Origin of the sequence: Leifsonia sp. AK011, assembly GCF_013410945.1 — a bacterium.
Taxonomy (GTDB): Bacteria; Actinomycetota; Actinomycetes; order Actinomycetales; family Microbacteriaceae; genus Rhodoglobus.
This window is the reverse complement of sequence record NZ_JACCCH010000001.1, coordinates 1,384,099-1,399,493: the sequence shown is the minus strand read 5'-3', so window position 1 is coordinate 1,399,493 and position 15,395 is coordinate 1,384,099. Positions and strand designations below refer to the sequence as shown.

The window sequence follows — 15,395 nt, the reverse complement described above, 5'->3', positions numbered from 1 at the left end:
GCTTCCACACTGTCGGGATGACGATCCGGATCGACCCCCGTTGGCCCTTGGTGTGGCGGGATCCTCACACCCTGCAGGTCGGAATCGACCCACCGCGCGTGGTGCTCCGGCGGGTGAGTGTTCTCGAGGAGCGCCTGGTCTCGGCCATGAGTCTCGGCATCATGCTCGACGGGCTCGACGTGCTGGCCGGCGGCAACCACGCCGTCGTCGTCGACCTTCTCGACAGGCTCGCTCCGGTGCTCCAGGCGCCCGTTCCACGATCCAGAGGGACGACCGTTGCAGTCTCCGGGGCGGGGAGGTTCGTCGATCTCGGCGCACGGTTGCTCGGGGAGGCGGGCATCCGCGTGCTCGTCTCGGAGGATCCCGCGTCGCTCGTGGCGGCAGCGCCGACGCTCGCCATCGTGGTGGGCCATGGCGTGCTCGCTCCGCGACTGCATTCGGTGTGGCTGCGGAGAGACGTGCCCCACCTGCCCGTGCTCTTCACGGAATCGGCAGTGCACCTCGGCCCCTGCGTCGAGCCGGGGATCGGGCCGTGCCTCGCCTGCATCGAGTTGCACCGCCGCGATGCGGACCCGGCGTGGCCGACGATCGCGACGCAACTTCTCGCGCGGCCACGCAGGACCGAGCCGCCGGCACTCGCGACGGAGGCCGCGGCCGCGCTGTGCCGGATGGTGATGGAGCGACTGGAGAACGGCCCAGTCGACGCGACCGCGCTGCGCATCTCGGTGAGCGGAGAGCGCTCGCGCCACCCCTGGACTGTTCATCCTGAGTGTTCTTGCGGCGGGCTCGAGTCCGCGTTCAGCCGAGAATTGACAGGAACCGACTCGGCTTCCGGGCAGCTCGCGATCCCCCAGAGCCGCCCGCCCACGACAGTGCAAGGCTCCGCCGGGCGCGCGTGATACCCACATAGAGAAGGCGGCGCTCCTCCTCGATCGCCGCGTCGTCCTTGGCGTGGCTCAGCGGCAGGAGCCCTTCCGCGAGTCCCACGAGGTAGACGGACTCCCACTCGAGACCCTTCGCTGAGTGGATCGTGGTGAGGGTGACGGCGGAGAGCGTCGGTTCGTGTTGCGCGGCCTGGCGTTCGGCGAGATCCTCCACGAAGGAGCGGAGGGACGTGCCCTCGGGAGCCTCCCGCGCGAGTCGCATGAGGGCATCCAACGATTCCCACCTCGAGCGCACCGCGCCGGCCGTCTCGGGGGGCTCGGCCGACCACCCGATCGAACTCAGCACGTCTCCCACCGATCGCTCGAGCGGGCCAGTGACCGCGCCGACCGTCGCGCCGCGGAGCAGCATGATCGCCTCGACGACCTCCCGCTGCTCGAAGAACCTCGTCGCGCCGCGGACCTGGTAGGGCACCCCGGCATCCTGAAGTGCCGATTCCAGGAGCTGCGACTGCGCATTGATGCGGAACAGGACGGCGATATCGGATGCCTCGACCCCGGCCGCGAGCTGGGCTGCGATGCTCGCGGCCACCCCCTTCGCCTCGGCCTGGTCGCTCTCGTATGCCGTCGTCGTGGGCTCGGGACCGGCCGCGGACGTGGCCGTGAGTTCGAGGGCCCCCGGTCGTCCCCGCATGAGACGGTTCGCGGTGCTCACGATGGCAGGTGTCGAACGGTAGTTGTGCTCCAGCCGGAGCACCGTCGCCTCACTGAACTCCGAGCCGAAGCCGAGGAGGTAGTCGGGGCTCGCGCCCGCGAACGTGTAGATGGTCTGGCTCACGTCACCGACGACGCACACGTCGCTGTGCGAGCCGAGCCAGAGCCGGAGCAGGTCGTGCTGGAGGGGCGAGACGTCCTGGTACTCGTCGACCACGAAGAACCGGTACTGCTCCCGCACCTGCTGGGCGACTCGTGGCTCGGCCTCGATCATTCCGGCCGCCGCGAGCAGCACATCCTCGAAGTCGAGCTGGCGGCGCTCGTCCTTGAGGCGCTCGTAGGCCTCCTGCAGGTCGACGACGCGATCGGCACTGAGAGAAGGAGGCGCCGGGCGATTGCGCGCCGCGTACTCGGCGAGAGTCAGCCGCGAGGTCTTGCGCCACTCGATCTCGGCGGCCACGTCGCGGAGCGTCGCCGTGTCCAGCCGCAGTCGCAGCCCGTCGGCGGCGTGGGCCAGGAGCCGCGCCTTGCTGTCGAGCAGGCGGGGCATCGTCCCGCCGATCACCTGCGGCCAGAAGAAGTTCAGCTGGGAGAGTGCAGACGCGTGGAAGGTGCGCGCGGTCACACCCTCCGTCCCGAGGGCGCGCAACCTGCTGCGCAGTTCCCCTGCGGCACGAGCCGTGAATGTCAGCGCCATCACCCGGCCGGGCGGGTAGACGCCGCTCGCGACACCGTAGGCGATGCGGTGTGTCACTGCTCTGGTCTTTCCCGTGCCCGCTCCCGCGAGGAGGCAGACCGGGCCAAGGAGGGTCTCCGCGGCGACCCGCTGCTGGTCGTCGAGGTTCTCGAGGAGGCGTGCTGCGTCGCTCACGCCTGGCCGTCGTCGATCGGGCCGCCGAACCAGTCCTCGATGATCGCGCGCGCGATCGAGGTCGGCCCGGGAAGGAGGATCTCGCCGAGGGATGCCGCGAGCTCGTCGCGCGTGAACCAGCGGAGGTCGAGGATCTCCGTGCCATCCGGCGTGGCGGCGCCGGTGAAGCCGTCCTCCACTCGAGCCCGGAATCCGACCATGAGCGACGCGGGGAACGGCCAGGGCTGGCTGCCGAGGTACACCGGGTCGGTGATGCGCAGACCCGACTCCTCGTGGATCTCGCGTAGCACGGCCGCCTCGAGGGACTCCCCCGGCTCGACGAAGCCCGCGAGGAGGCTGTAGCGATTGGGTTCCCAGAGCGCGTTCGATCCGAGTAGCAGGCGGTCCGTGGCATCCGTCACGCCCACGATGATCGCCGGGTCGGTACGAGGGAATACCTCGAGCCCGCTGATGGGGTCCCGCCGCACCCAACCACCCTTCTCGGGGACGGTCACCTCGCCCGTGCGGGGCGAGAAACGGTGCGAGTCGTGCCAGTTGAGGATCGCGAGCGCCTCGGTGAGGAGCCCTGCGTCGCGGTCACTCAGAACGGCACCGAGCTTGCGGAGGTTCGCCCAGTCGGATTCGGCGAGATGCCGGGCGTCGGCGAGCTCGACAGCGACGACCGGGGTGCCAGCGGGCTCGGGGCTCGTCGTGGAGGTCGAGCGGCCGAGGTACACGCGCGTCTCCCCCTCGGGCACAGCGGCGACCGGCAGCAGCGCGAGTTGTCCCGGCCCCGCAAGCAGCGCGGTTCCCTGGAAGATGGGCAGGATGCGCGTCGCGGGGTCAGCCCAGAGCTCCTCCCACAGGTGCTCCCGCTCCCGGCCCTGGTGATCACGGTCGACCTCGAACCGCGAGAGCGGCAGGTTCCGGAGGAAGTGCTGCGACATGGACGACCCGTCGGAAGTGCGTGGCGTACGGCGAAAGCGGGTGACCCGCAACCTACCCTGTTGGGTATGGCGAGATCCCATCTCACTCTAGCCGCGCTGGCGGCCTCGGCAGTGCCCGGCCTCGATGCCGTGGCAGCTGCTCCCTTCGGCGCGGGCGATGGCGACTTCGACTCCGCCGTGATCACCGCACGCGACGGCTCCCACTGGCTGATTCGCGTCCCTCGCAACCCCCGCGCCGAGGCCGAGCAGTCCGCCGACCTCGTGGCACTCCGGGCTCTCAGCCAGGGAGTGCGGGCACGTCTGCCGTTCGGAGTTGCGAACTTCGCGGGGCAGGTTCCCGTCGACGGCACCCGCGCGATCGTGAGCACGTTTGTGTACGGCGCGAAGGTGCCCGTCTCCGCGTGGGACAGCACGCTCGCGGCATCCGTCGGCTCGGCCATCGGCGCTCTGCATGCTCTCCCCTCCAGCGTCGTCGCGGATGCCGGCCTGCCGACACTCACCGCTGGCGAATGCCAGCGGTCGTGCATGACCGTCGCCGACCGCGCCGCCGCGACCGGGCTCGTGCCCGCGTCCCTCGTCGGACGCTGGGAACGCGCACTGGAGGACGCCAAGCTGTGGCAGTTCCAGCCCGCCGTGATTCACGGGGCCCTGACATCCGACGTCGTGCTCTCCTCGGACGGCACCGTCACGGGCATTCTCAGCTGGCACGACCTTCGCGTCGGCGACCCCGCGCGCGACCTGCAGTTTGTGCTCGGGAGCCGGGACCAGGGAATCGTCGATTCGGCCCTCGCCGCCTACCAGCGCTCGCGCGGCGCTCACGACCGCCAGCTCATGGAACGTGCACGCCTGTACTCCGAGCTCGAACTCGCGCAGTGGCTGCTCCACGGCACGGAGACGCGCAACAGCGAGATCACGGATGACGCGGTCGAGCTGCTCACGGGCCTTGCCGACAGCCTGCGCGACGACGTCATGGACCAGATCGGTGCCAAGACGATGCCGACCATGGCCGTCGACGAGGTCGAGGCGATGCTCGATCGCACGCGTCGCGCCGTCTGAGTTCGCCTCTGCGCGGGGTCGAGAACACCCTGTCGTGATGGTAATTTCTCCTCATGTCCGAGAACATTCCCCAGTACGGTGAGTACGCGCCCACTCCTCCCGTGAACGCACCCCAGCCCGCCCCTGCCCAACCGGTGGCACCCCAATACAACGCCACACTGCCGCCCTACGCCGGTGCCGGTTACTACCAGCCCGCGCAGGCCGCCCCGAAGAAGCCGGGGCTGGGCATTGCCGCCCTCATCATCGCGATTGCCGTGTTCGTGATCTCGATGATCTGGGCCATCGCCAACGGTTTCAGCGCCGCGAGCATCCCCGGGCTCGTGGAGGGCTCATTCGAGGATGGATTCCAGGCGGGTGCAGAAGCCGCCGAGTCACCCCAGGGTGCGGCGTTCGGGCTCAGCGTGTTGGGTCACGTCGTTGTGGGTACGCTCGCCGGCGTCACAGCACTCGTGCTCGGCATCATCGCCATCGTGCAGAAGCGCGGTCGAGCTCAGGGCATCGTCGCGACGGTGATCGCGGTCATCGCGCCGATCGTGTCCTACTTCGCCTACTCGATCGTTGTTGCCGCGGCATACGTCTGACCTGCTGCTGCGGGCCTAGCCGTACACCGCGCGCCAGCGCTCGCGTAGCGCCTGTTCGTCGTCGATGTGCTCTGGCCGGATGACGAGGTCATCGGCGACGTAGTAGAACGCCGCGTCGATCCGACTGACCTCGATCCCCCTCCACTGCGCGTACGCCAGCCTGTAGAGCGCGAGCTGCAACTGCTTCTCGTCGAGGTCCTTGTCGTCGTGCGGGGCCTTGCCGGTCTTCCAGTCGACGACCTCGAAGCGGCCGCCCTCGACCTCGTACACGGCATCGATCTTGCAGATCACGATGCGACCCTCGAACGGCAGGTGGATCTCGCGCTCCACCTCGATGGGGCGGCGGGAGGCCCACGGGCTCGCCTCGAACGTCGCACGCAGCCGCTGGAGGGCAGCCTCGGTGTCCTCGATGAGGTCGTCGGTGCCGAAGTCGAGCTCGGTGCTCGCGGCATCCAGCTCCTCAGAGTCACCCCCGACGCCGTAGCGGTTCTCCACCCACGAGTGGAACAGCGTGCCGAGACGGGTCGCCCTGAAGGGTCGCTCGGGCATGGGGCGGCGGAGAGCGGATGCCACGCGCGCAGGATCATCGACGAAGTCCTTGAACCGAGATGCCGGCACTCGCGTCGGCAACTCGAGGCGTTGCTCCCCCGCAAGGCGTTCCCGGCGCTCGGCGAGCAGCAGCTCGATGTCGCGCGCCCAGGGACCGATGACCTCGGGCTCCGACGCGCGAACGAGCGCCGCGGCGGCTTCGACGGGCGCGCGGCGGTTGCCGAGTGGATCCCGGGGCCACAGCATCCGTTCGAGGTCGTCGCCGAGCGGGTTCTCCTCGAGCGCCGTCGCCTCGGGAACCGCGGGGATGACGCCGGCCTCCGCGAGCTCGCGCAGGTACACGCTCGGCACTCTCGGCTTGGACTGTGTCGCCCAGAACGAGCCGGTGAGCATGAGACCGTGCCGTGCGCGGGTGACGGCAACGTAGGCCAGCCGGCGCTCCTCCTGGAGGAGGTGCTCGCGAACCCTCGCCTTGAAGTCCTTCTCGGCGTCGCGAACGGCGACCCGAGTCTCCGCCGCCTCCCACTCGAAGACCGGCAGCTCGGCGGCGTCCCCACGGAAGGGCCAGGGCAGCTGCCCGAACGAGAGCCAGCCCTGGTAGCCGCCCTCCGCGGGCCGACCCGGGAGCTCCTCGTCAACGAGGCGGGGCACGGCGACGACGTCCCACTCGAGGCCCTTGGAGCCGTGGATGGTGAGCAATTGAACCGTGCCGGGCTCCGGGTCCTCGGGGCGCGGTGAGAGATCCTCGCGCAGTTCGGCCTCGTGCAGCCACGAGAGGAAACCGCCCAGCGTCGCGACATCATCGAGCGCCAAGTAGTTGCTCACGGCGTCGAAGAACGCGTCGAAAGTGGCCGCTCCCAGCGGGCGGAAGTCGTTGGCGGCCACCTCGATGTCGAGCTGCAGCTCCTGCATCACAACGGCGACGAACTCTGGCAGGTCGAGTCGTGCACGGGAGCGAAGGCGGGTGAGGAGCCTCGCGGCATCCCGCAGTCGTTCCAGCCCCACGTCACTGAAGTTCTCGAGAGCAAGGTGCCCGGGCGTCGCCGTGCCGATGAAGTCGAGCGCGTCCACGATCGAGCCGCCCTCCCCCGGCGCGACGGACGTGCGGAGGGCATCCGCGAGCTCGTCGTCGTACTTCTGCTGTGCGTAGTCGCGATCGCGCAGCCACGAGGCGAGCCGGTTGAGGGCGAAGAGGTCCTGCACGCCGATGCGCCAGCGCGACCCCGCGAGCAGCCGCAGGAGCTCGAGCCCCGCCGACGGGTCATGAACCACCGTGAGGGCCGCGACCAGGTCCGCGATCTCGGGCTCGGCCAAGAGCCCGCCGATGCCGAGGACATGGAAGGGGATGTCGCGGTCCCGCAGCGCCTCGATGAAGAAGGCCTGCGACTTGCGCGTGCGGAAGAGGATCGCCGCGGAGGGCGGGGTGGCAGACTTCATCCGCGGGGCGAGCCAGTCGGCGACCGCCGCCGCCTCAAGTGCGACCGACTCGGGGAAGGCGACCTCGATCTCGAGGCTGCTCGCTGTCGGACTCGGATCGAGTTTCTCGACCCGAACGCGTCCCCCGGCGAACGGTTCGACAATGGTGTTCGCCGCCTCGAGGATGCGCGTGCCATTGCGCCAGCTGGTCGAGAGGTCGTACCGGCGCTCCGCCCCGAAGGCCCTCGTGAACTCGTCGAGGTTGGAGGCGCTCGCACCGCGCCACCCGTAGATGGACTGGTTCGGGTCACCGACCGCCATGACGGGATGCCCGCCGAAGAGCTCCGCGAGGAGGCGGGTCTGCACGACCGAGGTGTCCTGGTACTCGTCCAGCAGCACCACCCGGAACCGGTCGCGCTCCACCTCGGCAACCTTGGGCTGCAGGGCAACGATCCGGAGGGCGAGCGCGACCTGGTCGGAGTACTCCACGAGACCGCGCGCCGTCTTGGCCGCCTCGAACTCGGCAGCGAGGTCGATGAGCACGTCGAGAGCTCCCACGTTCTCGGCGATGCGAATGGCCTCCGCGTACTCTCCGCGACCGCCACTGGGGAGATCGCGAACGCGCGCCACCCGTGCCGCGTACTCACGAACCTCCTCCGGGTCGGCCACGTTCTCCGCGAGGCCTCGCGCTACCGTCAGGACCGCCCGCGTCATGGGGTCGAGGTTCTTGCCGAGCCCTGCGAGCCTCGTGTCGGTGCTGCGCAGGACGGTGTTGCGGGCCAGCTGCCACGCCGCAGCCTCGCCGAGCACCGCACCATCCGCCTCGCGACCGAGCACGACCGCGTTGTCCCGGTACAGCGAGTTCGCGTAGGAGTTGTAGGTGGCGACCGTGGGGGCCTCGAACGGGTCGTACTCGTCGCCGAGCATCCCTGCCGCGGCGAGGTCCGCGATGCGGTCGCGGATGCGCTCGGCGAGTTCGCCCGCGGCCTTGCGGGTGAAGGTCAGGCCCATGATCTCGCTCGGCCGCACGAGACGGTTGGCCAGCAGCCACAGCACGCGACCCGCCATCGTCTCGGTCTTGCCGGAGCCAGCCCCCGCGGCGACGAGAGCGGGCGCGAGCGGCGACTCGATCACGGCGCGCTGCTGCTCGGTGGGGCGGGGCCTGCCGAGGGCGTCGCTGATCTCGTTGGCGCTGATTGTTCGCACGTCAGTCACTGGAGACCGCCCTCACCCGATGGAGGCGCAAGCGCGAGACATCGCCCTTACCGAAGACGGGCAGCTCGAGCGGTCCCGCGAACTCCGCAGCAGCAATGAGGGCGGCTGCAGCCTCGACGCGAGAACGGAACTCCGCCAGAGCCTCCTCATCGAACGCCGCCTGCACGCCCTCCCGGTACAGCTTGTCGCGCAGCCCCTGTTTGACGAACAGCAGTTTGGCGCCACCCGGCGCGTGTTCGCCGTGGGGTGCGAGGGCCTCGTCGAGCAGCCCCTCCGCGTACGCAAGCTGGTAAGCGCCGAGCTGCGGATGCTCAGCGATGGCCGCCGCGCGGGTCTCCGGTGTTCCGGTCTTGAGGTCGACGATCACGACCTTGCCGTCCGGTGTGCGCTCAACCCTGTCGATGGATCCACTCAGCACCGCAGGGCCAACCTCGACCGTGAACCGACTCTCGGCCCCGACCAGCGTCTTGCCCTCGCGCCCGAAGTCGGCGAGGTACTGTGCGAGCGCCTCGGTGAAGCCACGCGCGATCGTGCGCTGGCGCTCGGCCAGCCACGGCGCCTCGAAGAGCAGCTCCCCCCAGCGCTTCTCGACCGCGGCCCACAGCGAGTCGACAGTGATGTCGTCCGCGGTCTCCATGGCCCAGTGGATGATCGTGCCCACGCCCGCGATGACGCCCGACTCGGAGCCCGCGATCTTCTCGAGGAACCAGTCGAGCGGGCTCTCGAGAAGTGACTGGATGGCCGACGGCGAGAGCGGCACCGCCTCCCCCTCGAACAGCGGCCCGGTTGTGCTCGGCTCGAGGATCCCGTGCCACGAGTCGGGCTCCGCTCCAGGAACACCCTCCACCGCGAGCGCCGCGAGGGTGGATGCCGCGGCTCGCGCATCCGCGCCCCCGCGGGTCACCCGTCGCCGCAGCCGCCCCACTTGCGCCCGCAGCGTGAGGGGCGGAGCCGTCGCATCCAGCACGGGCGACTCGTGCGCTCGCCCGAGCAGCACGCTCGGCGCCTCGTCGTCGTTGGCGACCGCCGCGATAACCACCCTGTGCCTGGCTCGCGAGACGGCGAGCGCGAACATCCTGAGTTCGTCGCCGAGCACCTGCTTGCGCTCGTCCACCGCCGAACCGTCGACGCCCGTGAGCACGTTCACGAGTTCCTGCGGCGCGAGCAGCGACCCACGGAGGCGCAGGTTGGGCCACACGCCATCCTGCAGCCCGCCCACGATGACGGTGTCGAATTCGAGTCCAACGGTGGCCGAGGCGGTCGCGACGAGCACTGATTCCTCGATCGACTGGGGCGAGAGGGTGTCCTCGGGCACCTCAGCACCGAGCACATCGTCGAGATAGGTGGCCGGCGTGGCATCCGGTCGCAGTTCCACGAAGCGCTTCGCGGAGGTGAAGAGGGCAACGATCCCGTCGAGGTTGCGGTTCGCTTCGGCGGCGGCGATACCCGCGGAGAGCGCCCGGTCGTACCAGGTCTTGGCCATGCCGCTGCGCTCCCAGGCGAGCCAGAGCAGCTCCTCGATCGAGCCGTCGCTCGCGGCGACCTTCGCGAGCGTCTCGGCGAGGCGTTCGGCCGCGCGCGCGACGCGGTGGTCGATCGTCACGAGCCGGGAGGGATGCTCAAGCGCATCGACGACCAGCTCGTCTGCCGAGCGCCGCCCGCCGCCCGCGACCTCCTCCGCCCGCAGCGCGAGACGCAGCCGCCGCAGGGCCAGCCGGTCGAGACCGCCGAAGGGGCCGAGCAGCATGTCCGAGGCGAGTTCCGGCGTGAGCGGTGTGTGCCCCGTGCCGACCTGCACGATGAGCAGGAGGGAGCGCGCCGCGTGGTCATCACGGAGAGGGGTGCCGCCGACCGTCGTGCGCGTGGGCACCTCGGCGAGCGCGAGGGCGCGCGTGATCGCCGGGATCTGGGCACCGCTGCGCACGACGACCGCCATCCGGCTGTACGGGATGCCACGGTTCAGGTGTTCCTCGCGCAGCACACGAGCGGCGGCAGCCCACTCCCGTGCGGCGCTCGGTGCCTCAATGCGGGACACGGGGACGGGCGCATCCACACCCGCCGCGCTGGCCGCGCGCTGGCGGCCCGCCGCCGCCGCACCGATGCGCGCCGTGACCGAGCGGGTGAGTGCGGCGAGCGCGGGGCCCTGCCGGTAGCTGGTCGAGAGCACGAGCGTCTCCGCCGGGACGGAGATCATGGAGGCCAGACGGCCGAGGGCGTCGGGCTCGCCACCGCGGAAGGCGTTGGCCGCGACATCCGGATCACCGAAGGCGACGACGGCGACACCGCTCATCGCGAGCGCGCGAAGCAGCGCGAGGGTGGACTCGGTCGCCTCCTGCAGGTCATCGACGGCAACGAGCCGCAGGGATGCCACGCGCTCCCCCACGTCGCCGCGCTCGAGCGCTGCGACCGCGAAGCTGACGAGCTCGGCCTGGTCGAACCGGGTCTCCGAACGGTAGGAGAGCACCTCGCTGTACTCCCTGATGAGCTCGGCGGCGGCCGTCCACTCGGGGTGGCCGTGCAGGGCTCCGAGCCGGGCAAGCTCCTCGGGCGAGACGTCGTACTCCGTTGCCCGCGTCATGAGTTCACGCAGCTCGGTGCGGAACCGGCGGAGCCGTCGCACCTCGGGGCCGAGCGTCTCGGGCCACTCCGGGCCGCCGCCCTCCTCGATATGCCCTTCCAGAAGCGCGGCGAGTTCCACGTCCTGCTCGGTGCCGCTGATGAGACGCGGTGGCGCGGCGCCGGCGGCCCGCGCAGCGTCGCGCACGATCTCGAACGCCAGAGAATTGACGCTCCTGGCCATCGCGCCCGTCGTCGGCACCCCAAGGCGCACCGCGATCGAGTCGCGCAACCGTGTGGCCGACGCTCGCGAGGGAGTGAGTGCGAGCACCGCGTCAGCGCCCCAGCCGCGATCGAGAACGCGGTCGGCCACGAGTTCGATGAGGGTGGTGGTCTTGCCCGTGCCCGGCGCACCGAGAACGGCGGCGGATGCGGCATCCCCCAGCGCCAGCACCGCGCGCTGCGATGCGTCCAGCTCATGCCATGTGACTGCCGGAGTGGGCGCCGAAGCTGGCGAGAAACCGGAGACCGTCACCCCATCACGCTAGTAGCGTGCGCTGACAGAGAACGCCGCCGAACGAGAGAGAGACTCGCTAGAACGCACGATCTGGGATCTCTTCCGCAGCCACTTGACCGGCAATCTCAGCCTTCGGCCAGTGACGCCCAGGGCCGACGATCGACCGCCAGCAACCTCGAAGGACATGTCTGGGAATTACGTCACGTCGTTTACGTAATGTTGAACGTACTGCGCGTTGGTGAGTCGAGTTTGCCGCAGGATCGTGAACACGATCTCGTTGTTCGTCTTTATCGCAAAGTCGACCGCTTCCCAATCAACCAATTCGACATCGTTCTTTCGCGCGAATTCTTCTAGGTAGGCAATTAGAAGTTCAGTCCAACGGCGGTCGTACACAGGAAATGCGCGGGGGAAACTTACTAAGTGCAAGTCTTCCCTGAATTGCCGTGGACGAGTTTGGCTGAACATTCGCAGTCCCAACCAGTCGCGCAGTTGGTTCACGTCCCACAACACGTCGTCCGGCTCTATCTCTCGAGGGGCGACGGGACTTTGTCGCTGAACCTCGTAGGTCTCGCGCAATTGTTGTTTGTACTCTTCATAGGAGATTGCGGGAGAGGGGCGACCTCCAGCTCGATCCGTAGGAGCCTTGTCGACCATCCACTTTTCTCGGTTCCCGCCGAAGTACACTCGGCAGGCCTCAATAGCAGGAAGATCCGTCTCGACTTTCCGCGACATGACCGGAATCGGCCCGAGTCGAGGAGAATCCACTATGTCGTAGACCGCGATGAGTTGCTCCCCTGGCCCGAAGTCGCCGTAGACCCACTGCTCAATCGGTCCAGGGTCGTGCACGATTCGGAAGTTGTCCGACACGATTCGCGCACTCTTTCGGTAGAGGCCCCGCAGCACTCGAGCTGAAATCCTCTGCCCGGAACTCATAGACACCACCCGTTTCCAGGTGGGCATTTCCCGCTGTGGGAAATGCGGTACTGGTCTACCAAGGGCTCGGTATCGGGCAGCGCACTAGCCCACTTCCAACTTCCGGATGCCGCATCCCCCAGCCCGAGCACCGCGCGCCGCGATGCGTCCAGCTCATGCCGTGTGACCGCCGGAGTGGGCGCCGAAGCTGGCGAGAAACCGGAGACCGTCACCCCATCACGCTAGTAGCGTGCGCTGACAGAGAACGCCGCCGCTCCCGACGCATCAGGTGCGGGGAACATGTCGGGACGGTGCTGCACTGGGATTACCGAGCGGCCCGCGGTTCTGCCTCTGTTCCAAATACCTTCGCGCCTAGAGCGTCACTCAGTCTTGATTGCGGGACAAACTTCACACCGCTCTCGCGTGCAGCAGCTCGCAGACTCGACATATCGTCATAGACGAGAAAATCTGTCTTCTGGAACATTGTGGTCCTAGGGACGAGCACAACTGCGGGATGGTCCTCAAAACTAACGAGCCAGATCGAGGACTTTCCCTGTCGCGTCGAGATAGCAAGCAACGGTCGAGCCTGGTCGATCTGAGACAGGGCGGGCGGATCGTTCACTGCCCGCGACGCCGCTAGCTCGATCATCTCTCGGGTCGACTTTGCCGTTTCTCCTTTGTCCAATCGGAAGAAGGAGGAGGCGAGGCTGACAACCACAACTAGAGCAAATGCACTTAGTCCTGCACTGAGGTCAGCGTCGTTGAATAGAAGGACGACCACGCAACTCACCCATGTGATGACTAGGGTCCCCAAACGCTGACGCGCCCATTCCCCCAAGTTCATGCCATCTCCGTGTTCAGGACCATCGACATGAGGTCTTCTGCGGAGGCTTCGTCCAGCAAACGACGCTCTTCTGGAGTGGCACGAACTCTTCGCCACCGCGTCTCTCGATAGGTCCTCGATAGGCTCAAACGCGCTGCTGCGCTGAAACTGTCTGGATCTGGCTCATTTCCTCGTTCGACTGTCACCTCGAGCCCGGCCACACTGAAAACCGCTGGGCGAAACGAGTGATCAAAGGCAGCGTGAACCTCGTCCCAGTAGCTGTCCTCGTAGAGGCCGGGCAGATCCTCGGCGGATCCCACCACGAGGCTGCACCAGTCCACCTCGAATATCACGATGGGCCATCGAATAGCGCGATCAATCGAGAACTTCACCAGCACCCCCGGGCCATCTCACTATGTGACTGTAGGAGAACGCAAACCGAAGACTCGATAGCCATTCCTAAGAGAGTAGGGTCCGCCCGTCTCCATATGAAGACCTAACGCCAATGCCGCGGATCTGCCGCTATGAATCGCTAGAAGGGCGCCCAGAGATCTGCGGGACGCTACGACACTGAAGCGTTCCTTAGCCAGGCGTTCAACTCAGCGACTTGGTCCCTTATCGACTTGGAACCAGACAAACTCGATGGCACGGAAAACGTACGACCGCCGTCCCGGCTCACAGAGATCATCCCACTCCACCAGCCCCGCGACGCGAACAGCATGCCCGAGTAGGGAACCGAGCTGAAATGCCGGATGCTCGAACGAGCGAGTCGCACCGTTGAGAACCATCCGACGAACTTGGCTTGGTCATCAGAAACCCAAACCCCGATGAAGAAGGAACGCACAAGAAAGTACAAGCTCGCCAAACAAGTCACGGCCAAGACGACCACGGTCAGTGATCGCGCCGTGTACCAGGTTTCTATGCCCCCCGCGATGAGGAAGAGAACGATCAGGGAGAGCGGTATTGCCAGTGCTCGCCCGACGTTTCCCGACTTCCTCACGCGGCGGAAGCTCCTCAACACCATCCGCAGAACTCCGCCCTCCCTACACCAGTAGCGCAGCGCACGCCGCCACCCGTCGAATCTTGGGAGCGACCGTCACCCCATCACGCTAGTAGCGCGGGCTGACAGAGAACGCCGCCGATCATAGAGGCGGCTCGGCCGCAGGCCCGCTTGGACTGTAGCTGCCGGAGTACACCCGCTTTCGCCCATCATTCTCGGGTACCGGCCGGCGCCAGCGCTGCGCATGAGTCCGCTCAATCTGACTCTGGGTGAGACCTCGCCACAGCGCGTCCTCCGGAACAGGCGGATCGAGTTCGATCGGCGGGCTCTGCACCGTGAAGGCGGTAGAAGGCTCCTCCACCTCCGCGTACATGAGTGAAGCGAGATGTTCGATCGAGGTCGGGGGCTCGTATTGAGTGGTTACGCCTTCGATATCGAGGAGCGCAACCCAGACGCGCTCGCTGGCTCGCAACTTGTAGACAACCGCGACCGTGCCAGGCTCCGGAAAAGCGACCTTCCTCACAGTGACATCGCCCCAGTCGATCACCATCAAGGCCGCACGGAGCTCGTCGTGCCAATTGCCGTCTAGTGCCTCAACGAATCTTGAACCCAGTCCGGATATGACCAGTCACCTCCGTTGTCCCGATACGCCGCAAGAGCGCCGGGAATCGTGTTGGATTGGCCATCGCCTGACCGTGTGAGTTGACAACGATTCTCCACGAACCAAGCCTCTCTGTCATTCGCCTAGCGCCCGCCACACCGCAAGCGTGCGCTCACAGAGAACGACGCCGCAGTGCGTCGCGGATGTGTCGTAACCTGTGTCCGTGGACATTCGTATCGGTATCGCCAACAGCCCCCGTGAGATCAGCTTCGAGTCATCGCAGACGTCGAGTGAGGTGGAGAAGGTCGTTGCAGACGCACTTGACGGCAACGCGACGTTCCTGAAGCTCAACGACGACAAGGGCAAGCTGTACATCGTCCCCGTCGCATCCCTCTCCTACGTCGAGGTGGGCTCCGAGGAGTCCCGCCGGATCGGATTCGTGGCCTGATATGGAACTGCTGTACGTCACCGTCATCGGCGCCTCGCTGGGCCTCATCCTGCGCTACGTGCTTCCCAAGCGTGAGACCTACGGCGCGGCACTGCTGCCCGCCATCGGTGCAGCCGTGACATCCATCGTCTGGGTCGGCCTCGTCTGGGCCGGATGGACGTTCGACGGTGGATGGATCTGGGTCGCGAGCCTCGGCGCTGCCGTCGTCGTCGTCGTCCTGACCGCGCTGCTCATCCCCGGGCGTCGCGCCGAGGCGGATGTCGCGCTCTTCGACAGCCTCGCTGGCGTCAAGGCCTAGTCGAACCCCAGTAGACGTTCGGGCCTTTCGA

12 protein-coding genes are annotated in these 15,395 nt (G+C 67.5%); 5 read left to right on the top strand and 7 right to left on the bottom strand.

Annotated features, from left to right (window positions below; translation table 11 throughout):
* Positions 1 to 17: 17 nt before the first annotated feature.
* On the top strand, positions 18 to 899 hold the full coding sequence (locus HDC94_RS06830) for a hypothetical protein (RefSeq protein ID WP_179496097.1): 882 nt from the start codon (positions 18 to 20) through the stop codon (positions 897 to 899).
* Here HDC94_RS06830 and HDC94_RS06825 read toward each other — a convergent pair.
* Both HDC94_RS06825 and nudC read right to left on the bottom strand, forming a co-directional pair.
* On the bottom strand, positions 799 to 2,466 hold the full coding sequence (locus tag HDC94_RS06825; protein ID WP_179496095.1) for an ATP-dependent helicase: 1,668 nt from the start codon (positions 2,464 to 2,466) through the stop codon (positions 799 to 801). The genes HDC94_RS06830 and HDC94_RS06825 overlap by 101 nt on opposite strands.
* A complete protein-coding gene (gene nudC, locus HDC94_RS06820) occupies positions 2,463 to 3,392 on the bottom strand; it encodes an NAD(+) diphosphatase (RefSeq protein WP_179496093.1) in 930 nt (309 codons plus the stop codon). The genes HDC94_RS06825 and nudC overlap by 4 nt, the downstream gene beginning before the upstream one ends.
* Positions 3,393 to 3,458: 66 nt before the next feature.
* On the opposite strand from nudC, the gene HDC94_RS06815 reads away from it, so the two are divergent.
* Both HDC94_RS06815 and HDC94_RS06810 read left to right on the top strand, forming a co-directional pair.
* On the top strand, positions 3,459 to 4,448 hold the full coding sequence (locus HDC94_RS06815) for a phosphotransferase (RefSeq protein WP_179496091.1): 990 nt from the start codon (positions 3,459 to 3,461) through the stop codon (positions 4,446 to 4,448).
* 53 nt (positions 4,449 to 4,501) lie between these two features.
* The gene (locus HDC94_RS06810; protein WP_179496089.1) at positions 4,502 to 5,029 is read left to right on the top strand and encodes a hypothetical protein; all 528 of its coding nucleotides are present in this window, start codon (positions 4,502 to 4,504) and stop codon (positions 5,027 to 5,029) included.
* 15 nt (positions 5,030 to 5,044) lie between these two features.
* Here the strand turns inward: HDC94_RS06810 and HDC94_RS06805 are convergent, their stop codons facing one another.
* The 5 genes from HDC94_RS06805 to HDC94_RS06785 all read right to left on the bottom strand — a co-directional run bounded on the left by HDC94_RS06805 (position 5,045) and on the right by HDC94_RS06785 (position 14,570).
* Positions 5,045 to 8,200 carry an ATP-dependent DNA helicase gene (locus HDC94_RS06805; RefSeq protein WP_218870492.1) on the bottom strand — a complete coding sequence of 1,052 codons (3,156 nt, stop codon included), beginning with the start codon at positions 8,198 to 8,200 and terminating at the stop codon, positions 5,045 to 5,047.
* Between the two features lies 1 nt (position 8,201).
* Entirely contained in the window at positions 8,202 to 11,300 is a 3,099-nt protein-coding gene (locus tag HDC94_RS06800) for an ATP-dependent DNA helicase (RefSeq protein ID WP_179496087.1), read from the bottom strand.
* Between the two features lie 177 nt (positions 11,301 to 11,477).
* Complete coding sequence (locus HDC94_RS06795; protein WP_179496085.1) at positions 11,478 to 12,149, bottom strand: hypothetical protein; 672 nt, start codon at positions 12,147 to 12,149, stop codon at positions 11,478 to 11,480.
* Between the two features lie 885 nt (positions 12,150 to 13,034).
* Complete coding sequence (locus HDC94_RS06790; protein WP_179496083.1) at positions 13,035 to 13,415, bottom strand: hypothetical protein; 381 nt, start codon at positions 13,413 to 13,415, stop codon at positions 13,035 to 13,037.
* A gap of 744 nt (positions 13,416 to 14,159) precedes the next feature.
* Positions 14,160 to 14,570 (bottom strand): hypothetical protein, encoded by a 411-nt coding sequence (locus tag HDC94_RS06785; protein ID WP_179496081.1) that lies wholly within the window; start codon positions 14,568 to 14,570, stop codon positions 14,160 to 14,162.
* Positions 14,571 to 14,841: 271 nt separating this feature from the next.
* On the opposite strand from HDC94_RS06785, the gene HDC94_RS06780 reads away from it, so the two are divergent.
* Positions 14,842 to 15,066 (top strand): DUF3107 domain-containing protein, encoded by a 225-nt coding sequence (locus HDC94_RS06780; RefSeq protein WP_179496079.1) that lies wholly within the window; start codon positions 14,842 to 14,844, stop codon positions 15,064 to 15,066.
* Position 15,067: 1 nt separating this feature from the next.
* Entirely contained in the window at positions 15,068 to 15,364 is a 297-nt protein-coding gene (locus HDC94_RS06775; RefSeq protein ID WP_179496077.1) for a hypothetical protein, read from the top strand.
* The last annotated feature ends 31 nt before the right edge of the window (positions 15,365 to 15,395 follow it).